The 24756-nt window shown below is 66.4% G+C and carries 23 protein-coding genes; 7 read left to right on the top strand and 16 right to left on the bottom strand.

Annotated elements, in window-relative coordinates; translation table 11 throughout:
• Positions 1 to 116: 116 nt before the first annotated feature.
• Positions 117 to 1283, bottom strand: coding sequence for a pyridoxal phosphate-dependent aminotransferase (locus C5F75_RS34555; RefSeq protein WP_104013412.1), 1167 nt, complete (start codon positions 1281 to 1283; stop codon positions 117 to 119).
• A gap of 53 nt (positions 1284 to 1336) precedes the next feature.
• Between C5F75_RS34555 and C5F75_RS34550 the strand changes: the two genes are divergently transcribed.
• The 4 genes from C5F75_RS34550 to C5F75_RS34535 all read left to right on the top strand — a co-directional run bounded on the left by C5F75_RS34550 (position 1337) and on the right by C5F75_RS34535 (position 4930).
• Positions 1337 to 1987, top strand: a complete 651-nt coding sequence (locus tag C5F75_RS34550) for a GntR family transcriptional regulator (protein ID WP_226224288.1) — start codon at positions 1337 to 1339, stop codon at positions 1985 to 1987.
• A gap of 165 nt (positions 1988 to 2152) precedes the next feature.
• Entirely contained in the window at positions 2153 to 2692 is a 540-nt protein-coding gene (locus tag C5F75_RS34545; protein WP_059577870.1) for a YrhB domain-containing protein, read from the top strand.
• 764 nt (positions 2693 to 3456) lie between these two features.
• The gene (locus C5F75_RS36580) at positions 3457 to 3921 is read left to right on the top strand and encodes a hypothetical protein (RefSeq protein ID WP_143328782.1); all 465 of its coding nucleotides are present in this window, start codon (positions 3457 to 3459) and stop codon (positions 3919 to 3921) included.
• Between the two features lie 433 nt (positions 3922 to 4354).
• Positions 4355 to 4930, top strand: a complete 576-nt coding sequence (locus C5F75_RS34535; protein ID WP_104013410.1) for a GNAT family N-acetyltransferase — start codon at positions 4355 to 4357, stop codon at positions 4928 to 4930.
• Between the two features lie 281 nt (positions 4931 to 5211).
• Here the strand turns inward: C5F75_RS34535 and C5F75_RS34530 are convergent, their stop codons facing one another.
• On the bottom strand, positions 5212 to 5787 hold the full coding sequence (locus tag C5F75_RS34530; protein ID WP_059577877.1) for a DUF308 domain-containing protein: 576 nt from the start codon (positions 5785 to 5787) through the stop codon (positions 5212 to 5214).
• A 288-nt stretch (positions 5788 to 6075) separates the two neighbouring features.
• Here C5F75_RS34530 and C5F75_RS34525 point away from each other — a divergent pair, with 288 nt between their 5' ends.
• Positions 6076 to 7551, top strand: a complete 1476-nt coding sequence (locus C5F75_RS34525) for an HD domain-containing phosphohydrolase (RefSeq protein ID WP_104013409.1) — start codon at positions 6076 to 6078, stop codon at positions 7549 to 7551.
• Positions 7552 to 7672: 121 nt separating this feature from the next.
• On the opposite strand, the gene C5F75_RS34520 is transcribed toward C5F75_RS34525, so the two are convergent.
• The 13 genes from C5F75_RS34520 to C5F75_RS34460 all read right to left on the bottom strand — a co-directional run bounded on the left by C5F75_RS34520 (position 7673) and on the right by C5F75_RS34460 (position 21425).
• Positions 7673 to 7972, bottom strand: a complete 300-nt coding sequence (locus C5F75_RS34520; protein ID WP_060967046.1) for a hypothetical protein — start codon at positions 7970 to 7972, stop codon at positions 7673 to 7675.
• 129 nt (positions 7973 to 8101) lie between these two features.
• The gene (locus C5F75_RS34515) at positions 8102 to 8410 is read right to left on the bottom strand and encodes an EthD family reductase (protein ID WP_104013408.1); all 309 of its coding nucleotides are present in this window, start codon (positions 8408 to 8410) and stop codon (positions 8102 to 8104) included.
• A 60-nt stretch (positions 8411 to 8470) separates the two neighbouring features.
• A complete protein-coding gene (locus C5F75_RS34510) occupies positions 8471 to 9952 on the bottom strand; it encodes an MFS transporter (protein ID WP_104013407.1) in 1482 nt (493 codons plus the stop codon).
• Positions 9953 to 10002: 50 nt separating this feature from the next.
• Entirely contained in the window at positions 10003 to 10599 is a 597-nt protein-coding gene (locus C5F75_RS34505; protein WP_104013406.1) for a TetR/AcrR family transcriptional regulator, read from the bottom strand.
• Between the two features lie 313 nt (positions 10600 to 10912).
• Complete coding sequence (locus C5F75_RS34500) at positions 10913 to 12370, bottom strand: amidase (protein ID WP_104013405.1); 1458 nt, start codon at positions 12368 to 12370, stop codon at positions 10913 to 10915.
• 36 nt (positions 12371 to 12406) lie between these two features.
• Entirely contained in the window at positions 12407 to 13639 is a 1233-nt protein-coding gene (locus tag C5F75_RS34495; protein WP_059577896.1) for an MFS transporter, read from the bottom strand.
• Positions 13640 to 13661: 22 nt separating this feature from the next.
• On the bottom strand, positions 13662 to 14600 hold the full coding sequence (locus C5F75_RS34490) for a SphA family protein (protein ID WP_059577898.1): 939 nt from the start codon (positions 14598 to 14600) through the stop codon (positions 13662 to 13664).
• Between the two features lie 78 nt (positions 14601 to 14678).
• Positions 14679 to 15689 carry a helix-turn-helix domain-containing protein gene (locus C5F75_RS34485; RefSeq protein WP_059577901.1) on the bottom strand — a complete coding sequence of 337 codons (1011 nt, stop codon included), beginning with the start codon at positions 15687 to 15689 and terminating at the stop codon, positions 14679 to 14681.
• A gap of 218 nt (positions 15690 to 15907) precedes the next feature.
• On the bottom strand, positions 15908 to 17380 hold the full coding sequence (locus C5F75_RS34480) for an NAD-dependent succinate-semialdehyde dehydrogenase (protein WP_104013404.1): 1473 nt from the start codon (positions 17378 to 17380) through the stop codon (positions 15908 to 15910).
• A 107-nt stretch (positions 17381 to 17487) separates the two neighbouring features.
• Positions 17488 to 17979 (bottom strand): Lrp/AsnC family transcriptional regulator, encoded by a 492-nt coding sequence (locus C5F75_RS34475; RefSeq protein WP_006749694.1) that lies wholly within the window; start codon positions 17977 to 17979, stop codon positions 17488 to 17490.
• 84 nt (positions 17980 to 18063) lie between these two features.
• On the bottom strand, positions 18064 to 19464 hold the full coding sequence (locus tag C5F75_RS34470) for an aspartate aminotransferase family protein (protein ID WP_104013403.1): 1401 nt from the start codon (positions 19462 to 19464) through the stop codon (positions 18064 to 18066).
• A 162-nt stretch (positions 19465 to 19626) separates the two neighbouring features.
• Positions 19627 to 20553 carry a 2-hydroxyacid dehydrogenase gene (locus C5F75_RS34465; RefSeq protein ID WP_059577909.1) on the bottom strand — a complete coding sequence of 309 codons (927 nt, stop codon included), beginning with the start codon at positions 20551 to 20553 and terminating at the stop codon, positions 19627 to 19629.
• Between the two features lie 11 nt (positions 20554 to 20564).
• Positions 20565 to 21425, bottom strand: coding sequence for a GNAT family N-acetyltransferase (locus C5F75_RS34460; protein ID WP_104013402.1), 861 nt, complete (start codon positions 21423 to 21425; stop codon positions 20565 to 20567).
• Between the two features lie 466 nt (positions 21426 to 21891).
• Here C5F75_RS34460 and C5F75_RS34450 point away from each other — a divergent pair, with 466 nt between their 5' ends.
• Positions 21892 to 22560 (top strand): haloacid dehalogenase type II, encoded by a 669-nt coding sequence (locus C5F75_RS34450; protein ID WP_104013400.1) that lies wholly within the window; start codon positions 21892 to 21894, stop codon positions 22558 to 22560.
• A 188-nt stretch (positions 22561 to 22748) separates the two neighbouring features.
• The gene (locus C5F75_RS34445; protein ID WP_104013399.1) at positions 22749 to 24287 is read left to right on the top strand and encodes a methyl-accepting chemotaxis protein; all 1539 of its coding nucleotides are present in this window, start codon (positions 22749 to 22751) and stop codon (positions 24285 to 24287) included.
• A gap of 106 nt (positions 24288 to 24393) precedes the next feature.
• Here C5F75_RS34445 and C5F75_RS34440 read toward each other — a convergent pair whose 3' ends face one another.
• On the bottom strand, positions 24394 to 24756 hold the full coding sequence (locus C5F75_RS34440) for a DUF1493 family protein (protein WP_059577921.1): 363 nt from the start codon (positions 24754 to 24756) through the stop codon (positions 24394 to 24396).

Here is a 24756-nt window from a genome sequence, read left to right as displayed (position 1 = left end):
TACTTTCGCAAAAAAAACAGGATCTCGTGTGAGATCCCTCGACCGTCACACACGGAATTCCGGATACCTTCCGCCAGGGACGCTCGGTGCACTACGCAGCTTTCTCGTGGGCGCCGTCATGCGCCCTCCAGTGCGAAGCGCACCTTGTTCCCGAGCGTGCGCAAGCGCTCGACCGGTTCGTTCGCGAACACGAAACGGACATACGCGTCGCCGTGCGCAACGCCCCATCCGGTCATGGCCGTTGCACATACACCGTGGTTCAGCAACCGCTCCGACATCTGCGATCCGGTCAGGCCGAAGTCGGAGACGCGCAGCAGCATCGACCAGCCGCCCGCCGGCATGCCGAACGGGAGCCCCGACAGTTCGGCGGCGACCGTGTCCCGTCGCCTCTCGAGTTCGCTCACGTAGCCAGGCAGATCGGCTGCGGAATGTTCCAGCGCGACCGCCGCGGCCTCCTGGGCAATGCCGACCGGTACCACGACATTGGCGAGCGACACGGCTACGAGGTCGGGAATCAGCCATTCCGGCGCGACGATCCAGCCTACCCGCCAGCCTATCATGCGCAGCTCTTTCGACGCCGCGCCGACCGTGACCGTGCGCTCGGCCATGCCGGGCAGGCCTGCGGGATGGATCACCGTGCGTCCATCGAAGAGCAGCCGTTCCATCGCACTGTCGAGGATGAGCAGCAGATCGTTCTGCACACACAGGCTCGCGATCAGTTGCCAGTCGGACGCATCGAAGAAACCGCCTGACGGCATCGACGGAGACATCAACAGCATGGCTCGCGTTTTCGGGCCGATCGCTGCGCGCAGCGCGGCCTGGTCCAGCTTCCATTCGCCGCCCGGCGTGAAGGCGAACGGTACTTGCCGGGGCACGCCGCCCGCCAGGCGGACGCGATTCAGCAGACCCGCGTACGTCGGATCGGTGACGATGACTTCGTCGCCTGTCTCGACGGTGGCGAGCAGCGTGTTCAGAATGCCGGAGAGACCGCCCGCCGACACCACCACCTGGTCGGCCGTGAAGTGCCGCCCCGAAAGCGCCGACACGTGAGCGGCAGCGCTCGCGCGCAGCCGATCCTGACCGACGAATGGCAAATAGGAGTTGGCCGAGTCTCGCTGGATTGCCGCGCGGGTGAACGCGAGTGCCTCCGCAGTAGGCGGAATGTCGGTATCGAGATTTTCGAGTCGCAGAAGGTCGACGTCGGCATGATCGGCGATCGAACCCATGCGATCGACGCCGATTCCGGCGATGTGCCGCAGACGGGCAGGGCGGTGGTGGCGCATCGGGCCTCCGATTTTGTTACAATTTAATAGATAATATATGCATGGTGGTCGGGATGAATTTCGAAGTCAAGGAGGATCGCTCGCTGGCCGACCGGATCGCTGCCGCATTGGCGGACCGCATCATTTCGGGTGCCATCGCGCCGGGGGAGTGGCTGCGTCAGGACCACATCGCCGCTGAATTCGGCGCGAGTCATGTGCCGGTACGCGAGGCATTCAGACGGCTGGAAGCGCAGGGGTTGGCCGTGGTGGAACCGCGACGAGGCGTGCGGGCGGCGCCGCTCGAGGCGGCGGATGTGCTTGAAATGGCCAAGATGCGCGCTGCTTTCGAGGCGCTGGCGCTGCGTGAGGCGATCCCGGCGCTCGACGCAGGTGCGCTGGAGGAACTCGATGCGATCCTCGATCAGGAGTCGGCGGCGCATGGCGTAGCCGTGCTCGGCATGCTGAATCTGAGGTTTCATCGCGCATTGACCGCGCGGTGCGGGATGCCGCGGCTCATCGCCGCGATTGGCGACATGCATCGGGCCAGTTCGCGGCATCTGTATGCGACGTGGCAGCGACTTGAGTGGCAGGATCGCTCGAACGACGAGCATCGGAACATCGTTCGGGCGATACGCGAGGGGGATGTGGACGCAGCGTGTGCAGTTTTGTCCGCGCACATTCTGGCTGCGGGCGACGCACTGGCTCAGGCGTTGCGTAGCCAGTAGGGATGTGGGTCGAGCCGGGGGCGTCGACCGGTCCATGGTTTTTCTCGCGGTGATTTGGTTCACACTAGCGCGAAAGGTCTACACGCTTTGTGCTCTCCAACGCCGAGCGGCTGCTTCCCGCTGCCGAACTCTGACGGATCGTACACTCCACCACACTAACGACTGATGGAACTCACAGCCGAGCAAGCAAAGGAAGTCGCCCAACGTGCCATCACCAAGACAGTTGGGGAAGGCTGCGACGCGGTTGTTATCGACGAATACACTCAAGAGTTCGATGTTGGCTGGGTCTTCTACTATCAATCATCGCGCTTCCTTGAGTCAGGCGACATGAGAGATCGCCTGGCGGGGAATGCGCCATTATTTGTCAGTCGAGCTGATGGCCAAGCCACCTCCATCAGCTATCACAGGCCAATTGCCGAGTCGATCCGCGCCTACCGCGCATGCGGGGACACTAATGGTTATGAAGAGTCGCAGATTCGACTCATGCGATGGTCTGCCGGGGGGAACAAGGTTCAAGCGATACGGTTGATTCGTCAACATTCGCCCGTAAGTCTTGCGGAGGCAAAGCATGCGGTCGATCAATGTCTCGCCGGGCATGAGGTAGTGGTCGCAGTGAGGGACGTCGCATCGGCCAAGCAACTGGAGATCGACCTTGCCGAGGTCGGTCTCCATGGGGTTGTCATGTTTCGTAGTACCCGCCGATAGTAATCGGTCGACTGATGATCGATTACGCTCGTCCTGCAAGGACTGCGCGTCGCTGCGCCGTGGTCGGCCGCGTTCGGCCACGGGCGGCCAGTCGACAGTGAGATCAAGTATTGAGTCATTCGCTACTGGACGTCTAAAGAACCTCGTTGCAAGGACGATAATCGACATATCACCGCAATCAATTCCCTTTCTACGATGCCATCAATCTTAATGATCCATCCCACAATGCCGGAGCGGCGCGTGAAGCTCGGTTTCAACTGGTCTGCCCTGATATTCGGCATAATCTGGGCATACTCCGAAAGGTTGGTTGTTCAAGGAGGGCGGATGGCCGCTGTCGATGCCGCCTCCGGTCTCCTTTGTTCCTTTGGCCATCCGGCCCTTTTGATTGCGGCTTTGATACTCTTCGTGGCAAAGAACATCTACAGTGCCCGACATGGCAGCGCCTGGGTATGTCAGCGATTGCTGAATCAAGGCTACCGAGCGCTCCAGTAGTCATACATTCGACGCGCGGTGACGAGCCCTGAATTGAAGCTCCGTTCAGGGTGGTCGTAATTGTCCGCTCGGGTCGATCGGTGACGGTCGCGTGTTGCAGGACGGCGGCCGACCGTCGGCCTTTCGACCAGGTTAAGCCGTTCGACATTAGTGCCTGGATCGCCGACAATCGACCGCGCTGTCGCGTGATGGCGAATTAGTCGGGCGCCGAACTTAACCGCCGAGCGGCGATAGCGGTCGAAGCTTTCCGCCCAACAACCCTGGGAGGGCACATGGACGCGTTCAAGTTCGAGCAATATTGTTTCCTCCGCCTCTACGCTATCGACCTCGATACGGCCGTTCACACAATTAAGGTTCTTCGGCGCCACAAGCGAGCCGATGCTCAGTATCCCCTGCTCCGTGACATCGCAGTGACTTATGCACGGCCATTCTCAGGAAACGAAGGGAAAAAAATTAATAGACATCACCTTTCGACCCGACATGTTCCCGCAACAATGAGAGATCTTCACAGCGAACTTCTCCGTCTTCGGAAGGAGCAGTTTGCGCACACCGATCTGAAATTCTATCGCCCCAATATTTCAAAATTTCATGGTGAATTAAAATCGCGGTTTCCAATGTCACTAAAAAGCTACGACTATGAATCTCTTCTCAAGAAGCTCCCGGAGATCGAGTCACTAATTCACGCGGTCGACGACAGCATCCAGGCAGAGATGGCTGCATATGAAGCCAGCGTATAATATTCGTCCCTTGAGTATCTGCGTACTGTATTCACCGATTTTCTTCAGATTCACCTTCAGCCAAACTCTGAACTCAAACACTCATGATCTTATGAGTATTTTTAGGATATTCATCAACGAATCCAAACGACTCGATGACATCGCGAGCATCGCTGGCCAGTTCATACGATGTCGTGCTCAATGGCTGGCGACCTTATTGACTAAGGGAACAACGCAACGGGCCTACTTGAGTTTTCCTATGGTATCGACGCAATGTCGCATAAAGCTGGACCAGACGTTCGTCTGCTTTGTGGAGAATTGCGAGACTGCATCGGGTCGACTACAGCCCACCGCGTCGGGTTGAATCCGCAGCCAATACCGGACATTGGATCGGCGAGACTGAATCGGCGACAATCTATTGAAACCAAGTGAAACATCGACACAGGGGGCGCTGGTGTCCGTCAATGGAAGCGAAACGAAAGGCACATTTCCAACGCTGACAACTTCCCGGCTGTCATTGCGGGAGCTTTTGCCCAGCGACGCGCCGTCGCTGTTCGCGGTACATGGCGACGCTGAGGGTATGCGCTGGTTCGGTACCGATCCGATGACCGATATAGGAGAGGCCGACAAGTTGATTCAGGTATTTGCCGACTGGCGGCGCAGTGGCTCCGGCGTCCGTTGGGCCATCGAGAGACTTTCGGACGGCCTTTTACTTGGTACGTGTGGCCTCTTCCGATGGAATCGAAATTGGCGAAGCTGCGCCGTTGGCTATGAGCTAGCTACGTTTGCGCGTGGCAAGGGGTACATGAACGAAGCGCTTTCTGCCGCGATCGATTACGGTTTCGACATGATGCAGATAAACCGTATCGAAGCCCAGGTTCACCCTGAGAACGCATCCTCTATACAAGTGCTGGAGACGCTCGGCTTTGTCCGGGAAGGGTATCAGCGTCAAGCCGGGTATTGGCGTGGTGCCTATCACGATCTCCTGCGGTTTTCGTTGTTACGTTCCGATTGCCTACGTCGCGGCTAACGCGCGGGTCAAAGCCCTCGGCTTTGCCACATGAGCGGCCGCTTCCGAGCGAACCGACTGACCGTTCCGGGGCGTTCAGACCCGTTCGCGTCGGCCACGACTGCCGTTCGCAGCTACGTGCAGGTCCTGCTGTGTCGGGGCCTGCACGCGGCTGCGAAATAAGCTCCGTTTTTCACCACTCCGATCATCCGCAGGAGCCCATGCTTTGCACAACGCGTGGCCTCGACCGCAGGCACAGCGATGCCGACCTGTGGAACGACATCTTCCTTTCGACCGCCGGCTCACGACACACTGCGCCGCATCCCCCGCACCTGCAACCAAATCGCGGATATCAGAAAATAAAGCGCACCGACTCCCGCGTATCCCGCGATCTTCACGATCGCGAGCGGCATCGGCGCGTGGCTTTGGATAATGAAGAACACCCCGGCCAGCGCCGATTGCGCACCGCTGAGGATCATCACCCACTGTGCGCCGGCATGCTTCCAGCGCCGCACGGCGGTGCCGAGTTGCAGCGCGCCGGAGAGAATCGCCCAGACGCCGAACACCGCGAGTACCGTGGGCAGGCCCGCATTCAACGCGGGAAATACCGCCAGTGTCGTGACGGCGCTGATCGCGACGTTTACCGCCTGCGTGCGGTTTGCCGCCATCCCGCCGCTGCGAGAAAGGTCGACGAAATTGGCGAGCGCATCCCAGGCCGGATAAACGATCAGCAGGACCGCCGCGCCGGCCGCGCTTTGCCGGCCGACGGAAAACGCCAGCGCGACCCAGATCAGCGAGAACACCGCCCTGGAAAAGTAGTACCGTTTCAGCCATGGTTCGTCGGCAGGGGGATGAAATTCGGGGTAGCGGTCAGCCATTTGCACTCCTTCGTACATTGAATCGTCGTTCCGGCCGGCATGCAGGGTTTGCACCACGCAGATGCGGCGCCGACCGGATCTCCAGTGCGCCGAGTATCGCAATCGCCAGGGCCCGCCGCCATCGGTCAGATGTCCGATAGTGAAGTCCGCTGCCGGTTGTTTGCACCGATACGGGCGAACATCGTGCCGGGCTCGCCGCGGCGAGCCGCCGACGTGCGAGCGCATGCACGCCGCCACACCGTCGCGTATGATCGTTTTCCCGCCCTCGCGAATGTCTCCACCTGCCCAATGTCCGACGCCGAAGCCCGTCACGCCCCGCTGCGCATAGTCGACGCCGTACGCGCGCTGGCCTTCATCGGCGATCTCAGCATGGGCCAACCGACCGACCATTCGCCGCGCACCGGCTGGCTGGCCGCCCAGCTCGCGCACGCAGCACGATTCGACGCATCGGTGTGCGACACGGCTCGCGAGGTGGCGCTGTTGCGCTGGTCGGGCTGCACGGCGAACGCGGCGGGCTTCGCGCAGGTATTCGGCGACGACGTCGCAATCCGCGCCGCGATGCTCGAAAGCCGGCCCGGCATGGCCGAAGCGATCGGCGGCGCGGGTGTCGCGCTGATCCCGCTCGCGCAGATTCATTGCGAAGTCTCGGGCGAGGTCGCGCGAATACTCGGTCTGTCCAGCGCGACGGAAACCGCGCTGCGGCACATTTTCGAAACCTGGGACGGCAACGGGCTGCCCGCGCGGCTCGCGCGCGAACAGGTGCCGCCCGCCGTGTCAATCGTCGCGCTGGCGGGCGACCTCGACGTGTTCAGCCGCACGTACGGCATCGAACGGGCCCTCGAATTGATCGGCCAACGCGCGGGGTCACGCTATCCGGCCGTGCTCGTCGAGACGGCTGCGCGCGACGCATCGCGCTGGCTGGCGGCGCTCGAACACATGGCGCCCGCCGACCTGGACGCCGCATTGGCCACGCCGGACATGCAGGGCGCGACGTCCGCCGAATTGATTGCGGACGTCATCGATCTGAAACTGCCGTGGATGACGGGCTTTTCGCGTTCGGTCGCCGCGACGGCGGCCGCGTGTTACGGCCGGCTTTCGCCGGACGAGGCCGCGCGCGAACGCGTGTACCGCGCCGGGCTGATTCATGGCATCGGCAGGGCCGCGGTGCCGAACGACGTGTGGAATCTGCCCGCGCGGCTGCCCGCGAGCGCGTGGGAAAAGGTGCGACTCGTGCCGTACTGGACCGAGCGCGCCGGCAGGCAGACCGGCGCGCTCGGCGAAGCCGCGGTGCTTGCGTCGTATGCCTACGAGCGGCAGGACGGTTCGGGCTATTTTCGCGGCGCGCGCGATGCGACGCTGACGCTGGAAGCGCGCGTGCTGGCGGCGTCGCTCGCGTGGGTCGCGTTGCGCTCGGCGCGTCCGTGGCGCGCGGCGCTGAGCGACGCGGCCGCCGCCGGCCAGTTGCAGGAAGAAGCGGCGCGCGGCCGGCTATGCGGTGAAGTGGTGGCCGCGCTCGTGACGGGCGGCGCGCCCGCGCTCCGGCGTACCACCACGCGCCCGTCGTCCGCCGGCCCGCGCCTGTCCGCGCGGGAAATCGACGTCCTGCGGGCGATCTCCCGCGGCGCGAGCAACAAGCAGGTCGCGCAGGCGCTCGCGATGAGTCCGAGCACGGTGCGCACCCATGTCGAGAAGGCGTTTCGCAAGCTCGAATGTTCGACACGCGCCGCGGCGACCCTCAAGGCATCGACGCTGGGGCTGCTCTGACGCGATCCGCGATGCGGACGCTTGCGTGTGTTTGCGCGGACAGACGGCCCGGCCGGTGCGGCCTTTGAAGCCCGTTCGTCCGATGGTTTATCCCGCGTGTCGAAAACGGCGGTTGCGCCGTTCAAGTCGGCCAGTCGTTCACCCGTTTCCGCCGAGTCGTGGCCGTTGCGTCGGTGTCGGCCCAACCGTACCCCAACGCCGCGATCGCGAAGTAGACGGCACCGACGGCTTCGCACGAAAGCAGCGCGCCGGCCAGCGCGGTCCGCGCCCCGCATGAGATCGTTCGCGACGGCGCTCCCGCGTGCTTTCCGCGACGCACCGCGATGCCGATCCGAAACAGGCCAGTCACGACGGCGAGCACGCCGAATGCACGGGGCAGGCCGCTCGCCAATTCGACGATGAAGATCTGACGTACCGACATTGCAGTCATCCTCCCGGTCAGTGTATTCGCGTGACGGTTGCCTATCCTGACACCCGGTCGTTCGCGGCGCTATCGGACAAGTGACCGATGGTGCCGGCAGAACCGATGCACGGAAGCGCGCGATCGCCGTTACGGCACCGGCGAGAACACGTCCGCGATGTGCCGATCGGGTTCAATGTCGGTGAACGCATCGATGTCGGCCATGACGTCTGCCGTCCGCGCGGATGCGAACGCGGCGTCCAGCGCGGCTCGATCCGTGAAGCGGCAGATCGCCACGACGATCAGTTCGCTATCCTCACGTGCCGGAAAGAAAGCGTCGACGTATTCGAGCCCGTATGGTTTCCAGGATTTTTCCACGAGCGGAATGTGTTGCTCGACGTAGTAACGGGCATCGAACCGCGTGCCCGCGGCTCGGCGATAGGACACGACGAAATACATGCGGAACCTCCAGGTCGGACTGCCACAGCGATGAGTGCCGATACGGGCGACGACGGGCGACTACGGCCGTTCGCGTTCGGCGCTGAATACCGGCCGGGCAGCAGCCCGCATCGACGTGTGCGCGGCGGGCGCGCGTGCGAGCGAGATGCCAAGCGCGGCGCCGACGGCAAGGAAAAACGAGATCGACAGGAGTGCGACGATGAACGCGTGCGCGATGGACGCCGGATCCTGGTGCGTGCCGAGCGTCGCATAAAAAATGCCGCCGATGATCGCCACGCTGAGCGACGTGCTGACCTGCAGCGTCGAACTGGCGATGCCGGCGATCATGCCGGACAGCGCCGGTGCGACGCGCCCGGTCACCATGCGCATCAGCGTCGGCAGTGCGAGGCCTTGTCCGAAACCGATGACGAAGAGAGCGGCGGCGAGCGGTGCGGCAGCGAGCGGCATTCCGACCGGCGTGGCGTCGATCAACCCTGCGAGGCCGACGAGCCCGACGATCTCCAGGCTGATGCCGAACGGATTGACGTAAGCGCCGATGACACGTGCACAGAAAGGCGTCGACAACGGGCCGAGCAGGAACCCCACGCCGAACGGCAAGAACACGAGGCCCGCGCTCAGCGCGTCGACGTGCAACGCATTCTGCAGATACACCGAGAACAGCAGGAAGAACGCGCCGATCGAATACAGCACCAGCGCGATCAGCAACGCGCGGCCCAACCCCGGTGCGCGCAGCGCGGCCGGGTCGAGCAGCGGTGCGCCGCCGCGGCTGCCCAGCCGGCGCTCGTAGCGCCAGAAGCACCACGCGAGGGCAGGCACCGCGAGCAGCGACGCCCATGCCCATACGGGCCAGCCTGCTTCGCGCCCCTCGATCAGCGGCACGATCAGCGCGCCCAGCGTCAGCATCGACAGCGCGGTGCCGCCGAGGTCGAGCTTGCGCGCATGCTGCGCACGCGTTTCCTTCAACAGCGGAATCCCGAACAGGACGACCAGAATCGCGAGCGGCAGGTTGACGAGGAAGATCGTGCGCCAACCCAGATTCAACAGATTCAGCGAGATCAGAATCCCGCCGAGCGCCTGCCCGACCACGGCGGCGAGGCCGAACACCGCGCCGTACAAGCTGAGCGCGAGCGGCTTTTCCGATTCGGGGAAGATCGCCTGGATCGAAGCGAGCGCCTGCGGCGCCATGATCGCGGCCGTCACGCCCTGCAACGCGCGACCGACGATGAGCGTCCACGGCGAATTCGCGAGACCGCACAGCGTCGAGGCGATCGCAAAGCCGATCAACCCGAGAAAAAACACGCGGCCGCGGCCGAACAGGTCGCCCAATCGCCCGCCGGTGATCAGCGTCACCGCGTACAGGCCCGCATACGACGAAATGACGAGTTGCTCGGCCGACGACGAGGCGCCCAGTTCCGCGCGAATCGACGGCAGTGCGACGTTGACGATGAAGAAATCCAGCGGCGGCAGGAACGCGCCGACGAGCAGAACCGAAAACATGGCCCAGCGACGCGGGTCGGGTGATACGGGGTCATTCCGTGACATGGACGGCTCTCCATACGGAACCATTCGGTTCCAAATTGGGTAAAAAAATATCAGTCGAGGATGCGCATCGTGCGGTCGACCAGCGCGAGCATGTCGCTTTCGGCCACGCCGGTTTTCCCCAGCACGCGCATGCCCTCGATCTGGCAGACGAGCAAACGTGCCAGCACCTGTTCGTCCTGCTCGGGGATCTCGCCGCTCGCCTGGCCGCGGACGATCGCGCCCGCATAGAGTTGCTGCAGGCGCCGGAACAGGCGCCCCGTGCGTTCCGCGACATCGGCGTCGCGCGCGGCCAGTTCGGTGGTCATCGCGACGGCGAGACATCCCCGCCGGCCTGCCTCGCCGACGGAGAGCCGCGCATAGCGCAGCAGCGAGTCGCGAATCGCATTCTTCACGGGGCCCGGTTGCGACAGGATGTCCGCGGTCGCCTTGAGCCCGTCGGCCATATACAGATCGAGCGCCGCCAGCAGCAGCGCCTTCTTGTCGCCGAACGCCTTGTACAGGCTGCCGCGCGACAGGCCGGTGCCGGCGATCAGGTCGGGCAGGGACGCGCCTTCATAGCCGCGATCCCAGAAAACGTCCATCGCGTCGCGCGCGGCATCGCCAAGTTCGAATTCGCGGGGACGGCCCACGCCAGCGGGATTTGCCATTGATCGGTTTCGCAAACGATGCGGTGTCTGAAGTTTGATTCATTATATGGACCGATCGATTCCGATGTCAACGTGTGTATGTCGCCGGGCACGGCGATGGCCGCCCTCGCGGGCGGCCCGGATTCATCCGGATCAGTCGAGCCCGCCCTGGCACGGATTCCGGCACGGCCGCCGCCGCCGGTGGGGCGGTAGCGCGTTCGCGCGACGCTACGCTCGGCCGCGGCTGGCACACCGGCTGCTTCGACCACCGATGATCGTCGCACGCGAGGCTCAAACCCGGCTGCCGCGCACCTGTCGCTCGCCACCGAGCCGGTCACGCGCCCGACAGCCCGACGCACACCGGCGGGGCTCGATCGGCCCACGGCGCGGCGCGTTCGAGCTGAGCGGCGAGCGAGAACAGCAGCGACTCCGCGCCGAATGCCCCCGCGAACTGGCTGCCGATCGGCAAACCTTGTTCGTCCCAATAAAGCGGCACCGACATCGCGGGCTGGCCGGTCGCGTTGAACCACGCGGTGAACGGCGAAAACCGATGCGACCGATTGATGACGTCGCTCAGCGATTGCGCGTCGTCCACCGTCGCGAGGGCGGCTGGCGCGAGCGGCGGCATCGCGAGCGTCGGCGTCAGCAACACGTCGTAGCGTTCCATCAACCGGCCGAACGTCCTGCCCAACGCATGGATCCAGTCGACCGCGCTTGCGTATTCGGCGCCGCTCACGTTGCCCTTTTCGCGCAGGATGATGCGGGTGCGCGCCTCGATTTCGTCGCCGCGTACCGGCGCGTTTCGCTGAGCGCCGATCGTGTCGAGCAGCGCGCGCGTTTGCGCGCCGATGATCGTGAACACGTGGCCATAGAATGCGGCCGACTCGACGGGACTGTCGAGCGGTTCGACGTCATGTCCGAGCGAGCGCAGCAACGCGACGGTATGGTCCAGTGCGGCCCGGCATGCCGGATGAAGCGGCCACGGCGGCGCCTGCTCGATCACGGCGATTCTCAGCGGCCGCGGATCGCGCTGCGTGGCCGCGAGAAACGTGTCGGCCTGGTGCGGCGACGCATAGGGCGCGCCGATATCGGCGCCGGCGGTCAGGTCCAGTAGCGCGGCGCTGTCGCGGACCGAGCGCGTGATCGCGTGATTGATGCCCATGCCGGCCCATCCCTCGCCGATCATCGGGCCATTCGGCGTTCGGCCGCGCGTCGGCTTCAGCCCGAATACGCCGCAGCAGGACGCGGGCACCCGCAGCGAGCCGCCGCCGTCGTTGCCGTGCGCGAACGGCAGCACGCGGGCGGCGACGAGCGCCGCCGCGGCGCCGCTCGAACCGCCGGCGCTCACGTGCGGATGCCACGGATTGCGCGTGACGCCGAAACGCGCCGACGACGTGCAATACGACGTGCCCAGTTCCGGCGACAACGAGGTTCCCGCGATCGGTATGCCGGCCCGCCGCAGACGGGCCACGAGTTCGCCGTCGAAGTCCGGCCGGTAGTCGCCGAACAAAAACGATCCGTTCGACATCCGCGCGCCGCGCACGGGCATGAACAGGTCCTTGATCAGCGTCGGGACGCCGGCGAGCACGCTTTCGTGCCCGGTGACGGACGACGCGGCCTGTCTCGCCGGGTCGTCGAGTCGTTCCGCCACGGCATTCAGCGCGGGGTCGAGCGTATCGAGACTGGCAAGCACGGCGTCCAGCAATTCGGTCGGCCGTACTTCTTTTGCACGGACGAGCGCCGCGAGGGCGATGCCGTCGTGCGTGGCGATGAGCGTCTGAAAATCTTTCATGGGTCTAGGGTTCGGGAACGGGAAAACGTGAATGGGTCATGCGTCGTCGCGACGGCGAAGCGCCGGCAACAACCACGACAATGCGGCGACGGCCGTGCCCGACGCAATCGCGCACACCGCCGCGCGCAACCCGCCGAATGCCTGCGCACAGCCCAGCACGACGAGCGGGCTGACGAACTGGCCCAGATAGAGCGCGGCCGTGAAACCGCCGAGGCCGCGGCCGCGCATCGCGAGCGACAGCGTGCGCATCAGCGGCAGAATCGCATTGGGCACCAGCATGCCGCCGCCGAAGCCGTGAATCACGACCGCCACGACGATGGCCGGCACCGTATGCGCGCGGGCCAGCAAGAACAGGCCCGCCGCGAGCAGCGCCAGGAGCACGACGTTGACGAAGCGGCGGCCGAGCGCATCGCGCAACCAGGGCCACGCGATCGAACCGGCCAGCGTCGACAGCAGGCCGACGCCCGCGACCGCACCGATCATCGTCGACGAGCGCTGACCGATGTCGACCATCAACTGCGGCATCTGCACCGGCACCACGAACGAACTGACCATGCCGATGCAGATCAGTCCGTAGCCGACCGCGAGCGTCGGCGCGAGCCGGTTGCCGGCCGGCGGCGTGTCGCTGTCGGCCGGTTCGGCGGGCAGGCCGTCGCGCAGCGGTTCCCACAGCACGGTCGCAATCGCCGGCACGAGCAGGATCGGCAACAGGTACAGATAGAACGGATAGCGCCATGCGTGCTCGCCGGCCGCGCCGCCGAGCACGAAGAACACCGTTCCCACGATCCCGATCGTGACGACCTGCCGGTTCACGTAGCGCACCCGTTGTTCGCCATGCCAGTAATCGCCGATCAGCGTCGTGCAGCAGGTCATCACGCACGCTTCCGCCGCGCCGAGCGCGAGCCGGCACACAAGGATCGCGGCGAGGCTGTCGAGCCATGCCGGCGCCGCGCCGACGAGCCCATACACGAGCGTCGCGAGCAACAGCAACGTCTTGCGTCCGACGCGATCGGCCAGCCAGCCGGCGAGCGGCGCGCACAGCGCGATCGCGAGCGCGGGGCCGGTCGCGACGAGCGGGACGAGCGCGGCCAGCCGCGGGTCGGCCGGCACGAATTCCGCCGCGAGTTTCGGCAGGATCGGTGCGATCATGACCGCGCCCATCACGGTGAGACTGCTGCCGAGCAGCAGTACGGCGCCCTGGCGGGTACCGGCCTGTCGGGCGGTATGCGTATAGGCGGGCGCGGATTGCGTTGAGGAAAGCGGATTCATCGACGGCTCCCGAATCGGAACATCAGAACGACAGCGCGGCACGCAGCGCGACCTGGTAACCCTGCGCGCGGTTCTGCGCGCCGAATTCCTTGTACGCATGCAGCCAGACCGCGGGCTTGCCCGGCTCGACGTAGCTGATCGCCGGGCCCAGCGCATTCACGCGCGCACGGTTGCCGTCGACGTTCGGGCCGTGGTCGTTGCTCAACTGCCGCTCGATGTAGCCGCCCAACCCCGCCGTGAACGGGCCGATGTGCTGGCCGAGCGCGAATTCCTGGCGGAACCCGGTGCCGCTGCGATAGTTGGTTGCGCGGTTCGTCGTGTTCTGATCGATCTCGATGCTGGTCGAGATTTCGAATCCGCTATCGGTGATGTACGTCGCGCCGATGATGGGCGAGAAGGTCCAGTGGTTGACGCCGGGATTGAAGAGGCGGGTGGCGCGATACGCGCCCGTCGGCGCCTGCACTTGCAGGGCGACGTTGACGAACAGGTTCGGCGAGGTCCATGCGAGGATCAGCGGCTGGAAGTCCGCGTCGCCGATGTTGGTCGGATCGGCCGACATCGCGAGCGTGCCGGCCGGCGTCGGTACGTTCACGTGCCCGTTCAGGTTCAGGAACGGCACGACCGCACCGAAGCCGACGTTCGCGCCGAACAGTTTCGCGTTCGTCATCCGGATGTACGCCAGGCTCCAGGACGCGACCGTCAGCGAGAAGTCGGCGTTGCCGCCGTTGCGGATCGTGCGGGTCGAGTAGTACGCGAAGCGGGTGGCGAGCGTGCCGTTCGGCGTGGGCGGCGGCGTGATGCCCGCGCCGAAATCGAATACGCCGAACGGCGTGATCGGGCCGTCGTTTTCGAGCGCGTGGGCGTGCTGGCAGGCGAGCGTGGCCGCCAACGTGCCGATCGCGACGGCAGTGGTGCGCGTGCGGCAGCGCCGCACGCCGTGCGGACGTCTGAGGATTTCCATCGTGCCGTTCCCCGTACAGTTGAAATGTGTACGGAGTCTAGGAACGTCAAAATCCGGGGCGTTATCCGCTTTTGGTAATTATCGCGGTGGGCGTTTGAGCGTGTCGGACGGCAGTTCGCCGAACAGTTCCCGGTAGTGCGACGCGAACCGGCTCAGGTGCCAGAAGCCCCAGCGGCACGCGACATCGCTGACCGACGCGCTCGCCGGGGAATGTTCGCGCAGTTCGCGGCGCACCGCGTTCAGCCGCAGCACGCGCAGGTACCACGCGGGGTGCGTGCCGAGGATTTCCTCGAAGCAATACTGCAATTTGCGCCGGCTCGCGCCGACTTCGCGGCATACGTCCAGCACGGTCAACGGAACATCGGGCCGCGCCGCGACGAGCTCGCGTACGCGATCGACGACGCGGTGCCGCGCGGACGGCTCGAGCCGGACGGGGCGACCGGCCGCCTCCATCGCGTGCACGAGTTCGACCAGAATGGCGTCGCGCAGCGACTTGCCTGTGTGCGGCCGCGTGAGCGGGCGCTCCGGCGTATCGGCCGCGTCGAAGCCGGCCATCAGCAACGAGGTCAACACGTGATGGCGCGCGGCGGGCACCCGCAGGATGCGGGTGTCGCCCGACGATACGCGGTCGCCGTCTTCGTCCCGATCGCCGAGCCACGCCAGTCGGTGCAGCGTGTCGTTGGGCACCGTCAACAGCACGACGTCCTGATGGTCGGGCGTGCGCAGTTCCGGCAGCGCGGTGCCGCCGGAGACGAGCAGGGCCTTGTCGCGCAGCGGCGCGCCGCCGCAGAAGCCGGCGCCAGCGGTTTCCAGCGGGATGCTGAACGACGTCCTGCCGGCGCATTGGTTGCCGCGCTTGAGCAGCGCGCGGTTCACGCGTTCGCGCAGCAATTGCATGCCGTCGAAGCGGATTTCGTGCAGCGTGCCGCGGAACGGCCCGGGCGACAACTGATCGAGCCGGATCGACCAGCCGTGCGTGCATTCCGCGTGGGTATCGACATCCTCGCTGGCGAAGCGCCGGATCAACGGCAGCGCGTCAGGCGCGGTGTCGGCAAGGCTTGCGGCGGACGACAGCGGAGCGGAATGCATGGCGAGTGCGGCGGTGGACGAGGCGTCCGCCGACAATGCGCACACAAATTCCGGTTGGCAATGCGTTTTTACCCGGGGCGGCGGGTACGACTCCGCCGGGGACGACGGGGTGACGCGTCGCGCACGCATGATTCGGCATGGCGCTCGCACCGGCCGCCTCGTTGCACCCACACCCGCAAGGACACGCCAACGGGAGCGGAACGCGCGGCGACCCCGGTTCAGTCGAGCCCGCCCTGGCACAGATACTTGATCGACAGATAATCGTCGAGGCCATAGCGCGAGCCTTCGCGGCCATAGCCCGATTCCTTCACGCCGCCGAACGGCGCGGCCTCGCTCGCGAGCGCGCCTTCGTTGATGCCGACGATGCCCGTTTCGAGCCGTGCCGACACGCGCGCGATGCGCCGCACGTCCTGCGTGTAGAAATACGCGGCGAGCCCGAACGGCGTGTCGTTCGCGGCATCGACCGCTTCGTCCTCGGTATCGAAGCGGAACAGCGCGGCGATCGGGCCGAAGGTTTCCTCGCAGGTGAGCTGCATGTCGGCGGTGGCGTCGGCGAGCACCGTCGGCGCATAGAAGTTCGCGCCGAGCTCGGTCAGGCGCTTGCCGCCCGTCAGCACACGCGCGCCGCGTTCGACGGCATCGCCGACGTGGCGCGCGATCTTGTCGACCGCGCGCGCGTTGATCATCGGGCCGATCTGCGCGGCCGGATCGGTCGCCGGCGCGACCTTCAGCGCGGCCACGCGCGCGGCGAGCTTCCGCGCGAACGCATCGTAGACGCCGGCCTGCACGTACACGCGGTTCGGCGACACGCAGGTCTGCCCGCCGTTGCGGAATTTGGCGGCCATCAGCCCGTCCACCGCGGCATCGAGCTCGGCGTCGTCGAACACGATGAACGGCGCATTGCCGCCAAGCTCCAGCGACAGCTTCTTCAACGTCGCCGCCGATTCGCGCGCGAGCAGCTTGCCGACGGGCGTCGAGCCGGTGAACGTGATCTTGCGCACGCGGCCGTCGGCGAGCCAGTCCGCCGCGGCGTCGATGCCGCGTTCGCGCGACGCGGTGATCAGGTTCAGCACGCCGGCCGGCACGCCGGCTTCCTGCGCGAGAAACGCGAGCGCGAGCGCGGTCAGCGGCGTGTCCTCCGCCGGCTTCGCGACCACCGTGCAGCCGGCCGCGAGCGCGGGTGCGATCTTGCGCGCGATCATCGCGAGCGGGAAATTCCACGGCGTGATCGCGGCGACGACGCCGATCGGCTCCTTCACCGCGCTCAACCGCTTGCCGCGCTGCTGCTGCGGGATCAGGTCGCCATACGTGCGGGTCGCTTCCTCGGCGAACCACAGCACGTACGACGCGCCGTACGCGACTTCGCCGCGCGCTTCGGCAAGCGGCTTGCCTTGTTCGCGCGACATCAGCTTCGCGAGATCGTCGGTGTGCGCGACGATCGCCGCATGCCAGGCGCGCAGGATCGCGGCGCGTTCGCGCGCGGGCGTCGCGCGCCATGCGGGCAGCGCGCGTGCCGCTGCATCGGTCGCCGCGCGTGCGTCGGCGGCGCCGCTGTCGGGTGCGTGGGCAACGGTCTCGAGCGTCGCCGGATCGGTGACGTCGAAGCGGCGGCCGTCGTGCGCGTCGCGCCACGTGCCGTCGATCAGGTTGGCGGAGCGCAGGAGTTCGGTGCGGGTCAGCGTAAGCGGCATGGCAGGTCCTTGGATGAGGCGGTTCGGTGACGAAGGCGGCACGGCGGGGCGCGATGCCCCCTGCGCGAACAGCGGGCTGTCGCGTTCCGGGGTGACGCGGCCGTGCGTCAGTGACGTTCGCCGAACAGCGATTCGAGCGGGTAGTGCCGTTTGACGAACGGCGATTTGATGATCACGTAACTGAAATACTTCTCGATGCCGATGTTCTGCTCGAGCAGGCCTTCGACGATCGTCTGGTAATGGCTCACGCTGCGCGTGATGAACTTCAGCAGGTAGTCGTAGCCGCCGCTCGCGAGGTGGCATTCGACGATCTCGTCGACGTTGCGGATCGCCGCGACGAACCGGTCGAAGTCCTCGCGGCGGTGGTCGGCCAGCGTGACTTCGGTAAACACGACCTGCACGTCGCCGAGTTTCTCGAGCTGGATGTGCGCGCCGTAGCCGCCGATGTAGCCGGCCTTCTCGAGCCGCTTCACGCGGATCAGGCATGGACTGGGCGACAGCCCGACTGCATCGGCCAGTTCGACGTTGGTCATGCGGCCGCGCTTCTGCAACTGGGAGAGGATGCGCAGGTCGATGCGATCCAGCTTGCTGTCCGTCATGTTCACGTGAGTCGGAAAAATGGAATGTCCGGTTACTTTAGAGTCGAACGATTGCCGCCACAAGCCCGGCTTTCCCTTGGCCCGTCAGGCCGGCTGCGCATGCGCGGCGTCGAGCGCGCGCTGCACGCCGGCGTCGGCCAGCACGTCGTCGAGCGTCTTGCGCACGCGTTCGAACAGCAGGTCGAATTCGCCCGCGGTGAAACTCAGCGCCGGCGCGAAGCCGAGCACGCCGTCGCCGAACGCGCGGAACACCACGCCGTTCGCGTACGCGGCGGCCGCGATCTTGTCCGGCACGTTCAGCGCCGGGTCGAAGCGCGTCTTGTGCGCCTTGTCGGCCACCAGTTCGAGCGCGCCGAGCAGGCCGAGCGAGCGTGCGTCGCCCACGAGCGGATGCGCGCGCAGCGCATCGAGCCCGGCCGCGAAGCGCGGCGCCATCGCCTGGCCGTTCGCGAGCAGCCCGCCTTCGTGATAGAGCTTCAGCACCTCGAGGCCGATCGCCGCGCTCACCGGATGCGCGGAATACGTATGGCCGTGCCCGACCACCGGCGAATCGGCGCGATTGCCCGCGATCCCTTCGTAGATTTCGTCGGACATCAGCACCGCGCCCATCGGCGCATAGCCGGCGGTCAGTCCCTTCGCGACGGTCATCAGGTCCGGATCGACCTGTTCGGCCTCGCATGCGAACAGCGGGCCCGTGCGGCCGAAGCCGGTGATTACCTCGTCGGCCACGAACAGGATGCCGAGGCGCCGGCACGCGTCGCGCATCGCCTTCAGCCAGCCGACTGGCGGCACGATCACGCCGCCCGAGCCTTGCACCGGCTCGCAGAAGAACGCGGCGACGTTGTCCGCGCCGAGTTCGGCGACCTTCGCCTCGAGCGCGGCGACCGACGCGGCGATCAGCGCCTGCGGATCGTCGCCGAGCGGATGGCGGTACGGGTAGGGCGACTGAATATGGTGCTGGTCCGCGCGCGGCAGGTCGAAATGACGGTGGAACGCGGGCAGCGCGGTGAGCCCGGCGCCGATCGACGACGAGCCGTGATAGCCGCGTTCCAGCGCGATCATCTGCTTCTTCGACGGGCGGCCGGTCGCGTTGAAATAGTGCGTGATGAAACGGATCGCGGAATCGACCGCGTCCGAGCCGCCGAGCGTGAAGTACACGCGGTTCAGCGACGGCGGCGCCAGCGCGGCGAGCCGCTCGGCGAGCTCGATCGCCGGCTGCGAGCCAAAATGGAAATAACCGGTCGCGTAGGGCAGCTTCGCCAACTGGTCGGCGGCGGCTTTCACGATGCTGTCGCGGCCGTAGCCGACGTTCACGCACCACAGGCCCGAGAACGCGTCGAGCAGCGTGTGGCCCGCGGCGTCGCGCAGGAACACGCCGTCCGCGGATTCCAGCACGGTGACGCCGCGCGCCTCGTGCGCACGGTAATTGACGACGGGGTGGATCAGGTGTTGACGATCGGCTTCGATCAGCGCGGCTTGGTTCATGGAGGGCAGGACTCTCGTCGGGTGTCAGCGGTGAGTTCATGCTAACGGGCGAGAAATCCGCATGCGTCTTCAATTTGCGGCCCGAAACGTACGCACGCGGCGTTTGCACGGGGCGCTTCGGCATTTTCTGCTGCGCGCCCGGCGGGCCGGGCGCGCGTCGGGTCAATAGCCGCGCGTGCGATCGACGACGCCGATCATCGGCTGGCCCGCGCGATGGCGGGCGAGGTTCGCGAGCACCGCGTCGACCGCGGTGTCGGGCCGCGTCGCGCTGGCGATGTGCGGCGTGATGCGAATGCGCGGGTGCGTCCAGAACGGATGGCCGGCCGGCAGCGGTTCGGGATCCGTCACGTCGAGGATCGCGCTGTCGAGGCGGCCGCTCGCGAGCGCCGCGAGCAGCGCCGCCGAATCCAGTTGCGGGCCGCGCCCGACCTGCACGAGCGACGCGCCGGCCGGCAGCGCATCGAATACGCGCGCGCCGAGCAGGCCGCGCGTGCTGTCGGTCAGCGGCAGCAGGCAGATCAGGATGTCGGTGCGGGCGAGGAACGCGTCGAGCGCCGCGTCGCCCGCGTAGCAGTCGACGCCGTCGAGCGTGCGCGGGGTGCGGCTCCAGCCGGCGCACGGGAAACCGAAGCGCCGCAGCGTGTCGAGCACGGCCTGGCCGAGCGTGCCGAGCCCGAGCACGCCGACGCGCCGCGACGCGGCCGCGCGCACGGGATGCTCGCGCCACACCTGGTCGCGCTGCTGCGCCGCATAGTCGAACAGGTCGCGATGGATCGTCAGCACGGCCTGCGTCACGTATTCGACCATCCCTTCGACGATGCCCGGCTCGATCATCCGCACGACGGGGATGTGCGAAGGCACGCGCGACAGGTCGAACTGGTCGATGCCGGCGCCGACCGAGAACACGACTTCGAGGTTCGGCAGCAACGCGACCGGATCGTCCGGCGGCTGCCATGCGGCGAGATAGCGGACGGCTTCGGCGTCGCCGAGGTCCGGCCAGATCCGGAACGGCAGATCAGGCGCCTGTTGCGCGAAGCGCGCCGCCCACTGCGCGCCGCGCACCGGGTCGGCCTTGTAGAGAAAGCTCATCGTGCGTCCTGTCAACCGAGCGCCTGGTTCACGATCGCGTACGTGCGCAGCGCCGGGTCACGCGCGGGCGTTGCGCCGCGCGCCATCGCGACGACGGTGTCGACGCGCGGCAGCCCGAGCCCCTGCAGCCAGTCGGACAGCCCGCTGTCGCCCGGCACGTCGAGCCGCACGAACATGCCCTCGTTCAGCGCGAGCCAGTGGCTGATCAGCGCTTGCGCGCGCAGTGCATCGGGTGCGACCACCGGGCCGATCACGTGGCCGCGGCCGAACCGGCGGAACAGCGCGAAGCCGAGCAGCTCGCCGTCGCGGTCGAGCGCGATCCCGTTCGCGACGTCGAGCAGCGCATCGATCACCGCGCCGCGTTCGTAGCCGGCGGCGCGCGACGCGAGCGCGGCGAGGCGCGGCCCGTCGTTGGTGCCGAGCGGGCGCAGGCGCTCGCCGGGCGGCAGCGAGATCAGCGGAGGCTGGAACGCGGCGCCCTGGTGCTGATCGATCGTATCGATCACGTCGAATCCGAATTTCGCGTACAGCGGCTCGCCCGCCGGCGTCGCATGCAGAAAGATGGTTCGCGTGCCGAGGCTGTCGACCACGCGGGTCATCAACTCGCGCCCGATGCCGTGGCCCTGGCGCTCGGGGGACACGATGACCATGCCGAGCGACGCGTGCGATTCGCCGAAGCGCCAGCCGAGCGCGGTGCCGACGACGCCGGTTTCGTCTTCGGCGACGAAGCCGCCGCCGAGCTGGAACACGAAGCGCCAGTCGTCGAGCCGGTGCGGCCACTTGACGGCCTCCGACAGACGATGCGCGGCGGGCAGGTCCGTTTCGGCGAACGGGCGATAGGTAAGCGTGCGGGAAGGATTGAGGTCGGACACGCCGGACTCCGGATGGGTGGAAATGACTCGTTCACTCTGCCAGCGCGGTGGCGGCGCGGATAGGACGATTCGCCTGTTTTCCGGCGCCGGCGGGCGCTGCCGCACGATCGACGCAAACCCGCGCGATCGGCGCGCACGAACGCGCGGATCGTGCCGGCGCGGCCGGTCGATCCGACCATTCGTGCTGTGGGAATGCCGCTACGATGAATACACGGCGGCAGTGCCGCCTGCCGAAGGGTCTCACCGGCAGGCGAGCCGGCCGCGGTGGCGCGGCGCCCATCGGCCGGCTCCGCGGCGCCCGCCGGATCGCACCGCAGATCGTGCTGCATGTGCCGCGCAACACGCGGCGATTCTGCGTTTTGAGCGGCGCCGAACGACGCGCGAACGACTTTTTGCCCTGATTCAATTTCGTACAACCCAGCCCGCCCCCGGCCCTGCCGGGGCTTCACACCGACAGGACGTCACCATGATCCAGTTTGAACCGAAGTACATCACCTTCGACTGCTACGGCACGCTGACCCATTTCCGGATGGCCGAGACGGCGCGCGAAATCTATGCGGACCGGCTGACGCCGGCCGCGATGGAGGCATTCGTGCGCGCGTTCGCCGCCTATCGGCTCGACGAGGTGCTCGGCGCGTGGAAGCCGTACCGCGACGTCGTCGTCAACGCGGTCCGCCGCACCTGCGCGCGGATCGGCGTGACGTTCGACGAAGCCGAGGCCGAGCGCTTCTATCTGGCGGTGCCGACGTGGGGCCCGCACCCGGACGTGCCGGCCGGGCTGTCGCGGCTGGCGTCGAAGTACAAGCTCGTGATCCTGTCGAACGCGATGGACGAGCAGATCATGAGCAACGTCGACAAGCTCGGCGCACCGTTCCATGCCGTGTTCACCGCGCAGCAGGCGCAATCGTACAAGCCGCGGATGCAGGGCTTCGAATACATGTTCGACAAGCTCGGCTGCAAGCCGGAGGACGTGCTGCACGTGTCGTCGAGCCTGCGCTACGACCTGATGACGGCCGAGGATCTCGGGATCAAACACAAGGCGTTCGTGAACCGCGGCCACGAGCCGGGCACGCCGTTCTACAACTATTACGAAGTGTCGGACATCGGCCATCTCGCGACGCAGCTCGGGCTGTAAGCCGCCGGCGCCGGCAGATCCATCGAACGCGCGACGGCACGCGGCCGCGATGCCGCCGAGGCCCGTCGCGTCTCGTCGCGCGTTCGTTCAGCGCACGAAGCGAGGGTAATTACCGATATTGAATCGTTCAAGGCCGGCCCGCCCGGGCCGATATATGTACCGAACGGTTAATATTGCGAGGCCCCCGCATGAAGTTGTCCACGAAACTGCTGATGCTCGTCGTCGCGGCGCTGCTCGGCGTCGTTCTGCTCGCCGCGTTGTCGCTGCATACGCTGCGCGACGCGCTGATCGACAGCCGCCGCGAAGAGGTCGTCATTCTGCTGACCAAGGCCGAGCATCTGGTCGATTCGTATCGCGCGATGCAGACGAACGGCACGCTCACGCAGGAGCAGGCGCAGCAGCAGGCCAAGGCTGCATTGTCGGCGCTCAACGCGAATTCGAAGAGCTACTTCTGGGTCACGACGTCCGACGGCGTCAATCTCGTGCACCCGAACGCGAAATTCATCGGCACGCGCGCGAAAGGCAACCGCACGACTAGCGGCCTGACCGACAGCGAGGCGTACCGCGCAGGGATGGCGCAGGCGCATTTCGCGCTCGTCGACGTGCTGGTCAAGCGCAGCCCCGATGCGGACCTGGAGCCGAAACTCCAGGGCGTGGTCGCGATTCCCGACTGGAACTGGTGGATCGGCACGGGATTTTTCTACGACGACATCAATGCGGCGTTTACCCGGCTCGCGACGGTGCTGGGCGCCGTCGCGCTCGTCATCGCCGCGGCGCTCGCGGCCATCGCATGGGGCGTGCTGCGCAGTGTCCGGCGGACGCTCGGCGGCGAGCCCGCGCATGCGACGCAGATCGCCGCCCGCATCGCCGCCGGCGAACTGGACGTGCAGTTCGATACGGCGCACGCCGCGCCAGGCAGCCTGCTCGTCGCGCTCGGTGACATGAAGGCGCGGCTGACCGAGACCATCGCCGAAATCCAGACCACGACCCACTCGATCGCCACCGGCACCGGCGAGATCGCGCAAGGCAACCTCGATCTGTCGCAGCGCACGGAGCAGCAGGCCGCGTCGCTGCAGGAAACGGCCGCGAGCATGGAGCAGATCACGTCCACGGTCAAACAGAACGCCGACAACGCACGCCAGGCGAATGCGCTCGTGGCCCAGGCGAAGGATGCGACCGAGCTCGGCGGCGCCGCCGTGCAGGCGGTCGTCGAAACGATGCGGCAGATTTCGGACGGATCGGTGCGGATCGCCGACATTACCGTCGTCATCGAAAGCATCGCATTCCAGACCAACATTCTCGCGCTCAACGCCGCGGTGGAAGCCGCGCGAGCCGGCGAGGAGGGGCGCGGGTTCGCCGTCGTCGCGTCGGAAGTCCGCTCGCTCGCGCAACGCAGCGCCGCGGCCGCGAAGGACATCAAGGGACTGATCGACGCGTCGGTCGAGCGGGCCGGCAGCGGCAGCCGGCTCGTCGAGACGGCCGGTGAGCGCATGACGGAGATCGTCCGGTCGATCGACCGGGTGGCCGACATCATGGGCGAGATTTCGGCGGCATCGGCCGAGCAAAGCACCGGCATCGAACAGATCGGGTTGGCGGTCGCGCAAATGGACGAAGTCACCCAGCAGAACGCCGCGCTCGTCGAGCAGGCGGCGGCCGCCGCATCGTCGCTGGACGAGCAGGCCGCGCGGCTGCGGGCCGCCGTATCGGTATTCCGGCTGGCGGCCTGACGATCGTGTGCCGGCCGCCTGAGGACGGTACATTGTTCGCCACGTCGGCGTGAGCCCGCGCGGCGCGTTAGCGTGCCGGTGACGGCCGCGACGCCGCAAAATGCGATCACTTCGCTGCAGCAGCCTCGATCGCGTCCGTGTCCCACTTCCCGCGTCGCGTTGCCTCGACCAGCATGCCCAGGGTCAACGGGTGACGCTTCGGCGGCCGGAGCCGCTTTACGAACAGCCCGATGAGGGACGACAGCAGTTCCTGACCTTCGGGGCCGAAATAGCGCCGGTACGGGAATCCATCGGCGTCGACGTTGAATGTTTTGGCCCAGTTGTCGATAAACTCGACGCCGTCAAGGCCAGTCACGCCGAGATCCTCCTCGAGCCGCGTTTCCGGCTGGAGATTCAGCTTGCCGAACAGCGGCCGGCCAAGCTCCTTGCGAGCAAAGGCTTCAAAACGTTCCCAGGTATCGTCGTTCAT

The organism is Burkholderia anthinoferrum (genome assembly GCF_002925705.1).
In the GTDB taxonomy this organism is placed as follows: domain Bacteria; phylum Pseudomonadota; class Gammaproteobacteria; order Burkholderiales; family Burkholderiaceae; genus Burkholderia; species Burkholderia semiarida.
Note: the sequence above shows the minus strand (reverse complement) of the source record. Positions and strands in the feature narration are given on the sequence as shown.

Excerpts from the sequence above, each read along its gene's own strand:
- C5F75_RS34480 (WP_104013404.1), bottom strand. The coding sequence starts at position 17,380 with ATGCCGCTTACGCTGACCCGCACCGAACTCCTGCGCTCCGCCAACCTG.
- C5F75_RS34550 (WP_226224288.1), top strand. The coding sequence starts at position 1,337 with ATGAATTTCGAAGTCAAGGAGGATCGCTCGCTGGCCGACCGGATCGCT.
- C5F75_RS34485 (WP_059577901.1), bottom strand. The coding sequence starts at position 15,689 with ATGCATTCCGCTCCGCTGTCGTCCGCCGCAAGCCTTGCCGACACCGCG.
- C5F75_RS34475 (WP_006749694.1), bottom strand. The coding sequence starts at position 17,979 with ATGACGGACAGCAAGCTGGATCGCATCGACCTGCGCATCCTCTCCCAG.
- C5F75_RS34450 (WP_104013400.1), top strand. The coding sequence starts at position 21,892 with ATGATCCAGTTTGAACCGAAGTACATCACCTTCGACTGCTACGGCACG.
- C5F75_RS34440 (WP_059577921.1), bottom strand. The coding sequence starts at position 24,756 with ATGAACGACGATACCTGGGAACGTTTTGAAGCCTTTGCTCGCAAGGAG.
- C5F75_RS34495 (WP_059577896.1), bottom strand. The coding sequence starts at position 13,639 with ATGAATCCGCTTTCCTCAACGCAATCCGCGCCCGCCTATACGCATACC.
- C5F75_RS34490 (WP_059577898.1), bottom strand. The coding sequence starts at position 14,600 with ATGGAAATCCTCAGACGTCCGCACGGCGTGCGGCGCTGCCGCACGCGC.
- C5F75_RS34530 (WP_059577877.1), bottom strand. The coding sequence starts at position 5,787 with ATGGCTGACCGCTACCCCGAATTTCATCCCCCTGCCGACGAACCATGG.
- C5F75_RS34510 (WP_104013407.1), bottom strand. The coding sequence starts at position 9,952 with ATGTCACGGAATGACCCCGTATCACCCGACCCGCGTCGCTGGGCCATG.
- C5F75_RS34445 (WP_104013399.1), top strand. The coding sequence starts at position 22,749 with ATGAAGTTGTCCACGAAACTGCTGATGCTCGTCGTCGCGGCGCTGCTC.
- C5F75_RS34520 (WP_060967046.1), bottom strand. The coding sequence starts at position 7,972 with ATGTCGGTACGTCAGATCTTCATCGTCGAATTGGCGAGCGGCCTGCCC.
- C5F75_RS34525 (WP_104013409.1), top strand. The coding sequence starts at position 6,076 with ATGTCCGACGCCGAAGCCCGTCACGCCCCGCTGCGCATAGTCGACGCC.
- C5F75_RS34545 (WP_059577870.1), top strand. The coding sequence starts at position 2,153 with ATGGAACTCACAGCCGAGCAAGCAAAGGAAGTCGCCCAACGTGCCATC.
- C5F75_RS36580 (WP_143328782.1), top strand. The coding sequence starts at position 3,457 with ATGGACGCGTTCAAGTTCGAGCAATATTGTTTCCTCCGCCTCTACGCT.
- C5F75_RS34470 (WP_104013403.1), bottom strand. The coding sequence starts at position 19,464 with ATGAACCAAGCCGCGCTGATCGAAGCCGATCGTCAACACCTGATCCAC.
- C5F75_RS34555 (WP_104013412.1), bottom strand. The coding sequence starts at position 1,283 with ATGCGCCACCACCGCCCTGCCCGTCTGCGGCACATCGCCGGAATCGGC.
- C5F75_RS34500 (WP_104013405.1), bottom strand. The coding sequence starts at position 12,370 with ATGAAAGATTTTCAGACGCTCATCGCCACGCACGACGGCATCGCCCTC.
- C5F75_RS34465 (WP_059577909.1), bottom strand. The coding sequence starts at position 20,553 with ATGAGCTTTCTCTACAAGGCCGACCCGGTGCGCGGCGCGCAGTGGGCG.
- C5F75_RS34505 (WP_104013406.1), bottom strand. The coding sequence starts at position 10,599 with ATGGCAAATCCCGCTGGCGTGGGCCGTCCCCGCGAATTCGAACTTGGC.
- C5F75_RS34515 (WP_104013408.1), bottom strand. The coding sequence starts at position 8,410 with ATGTATTTCGTCGTGTCCTATCGCCGAGCCGCGGGCACGCGGTTCGAT.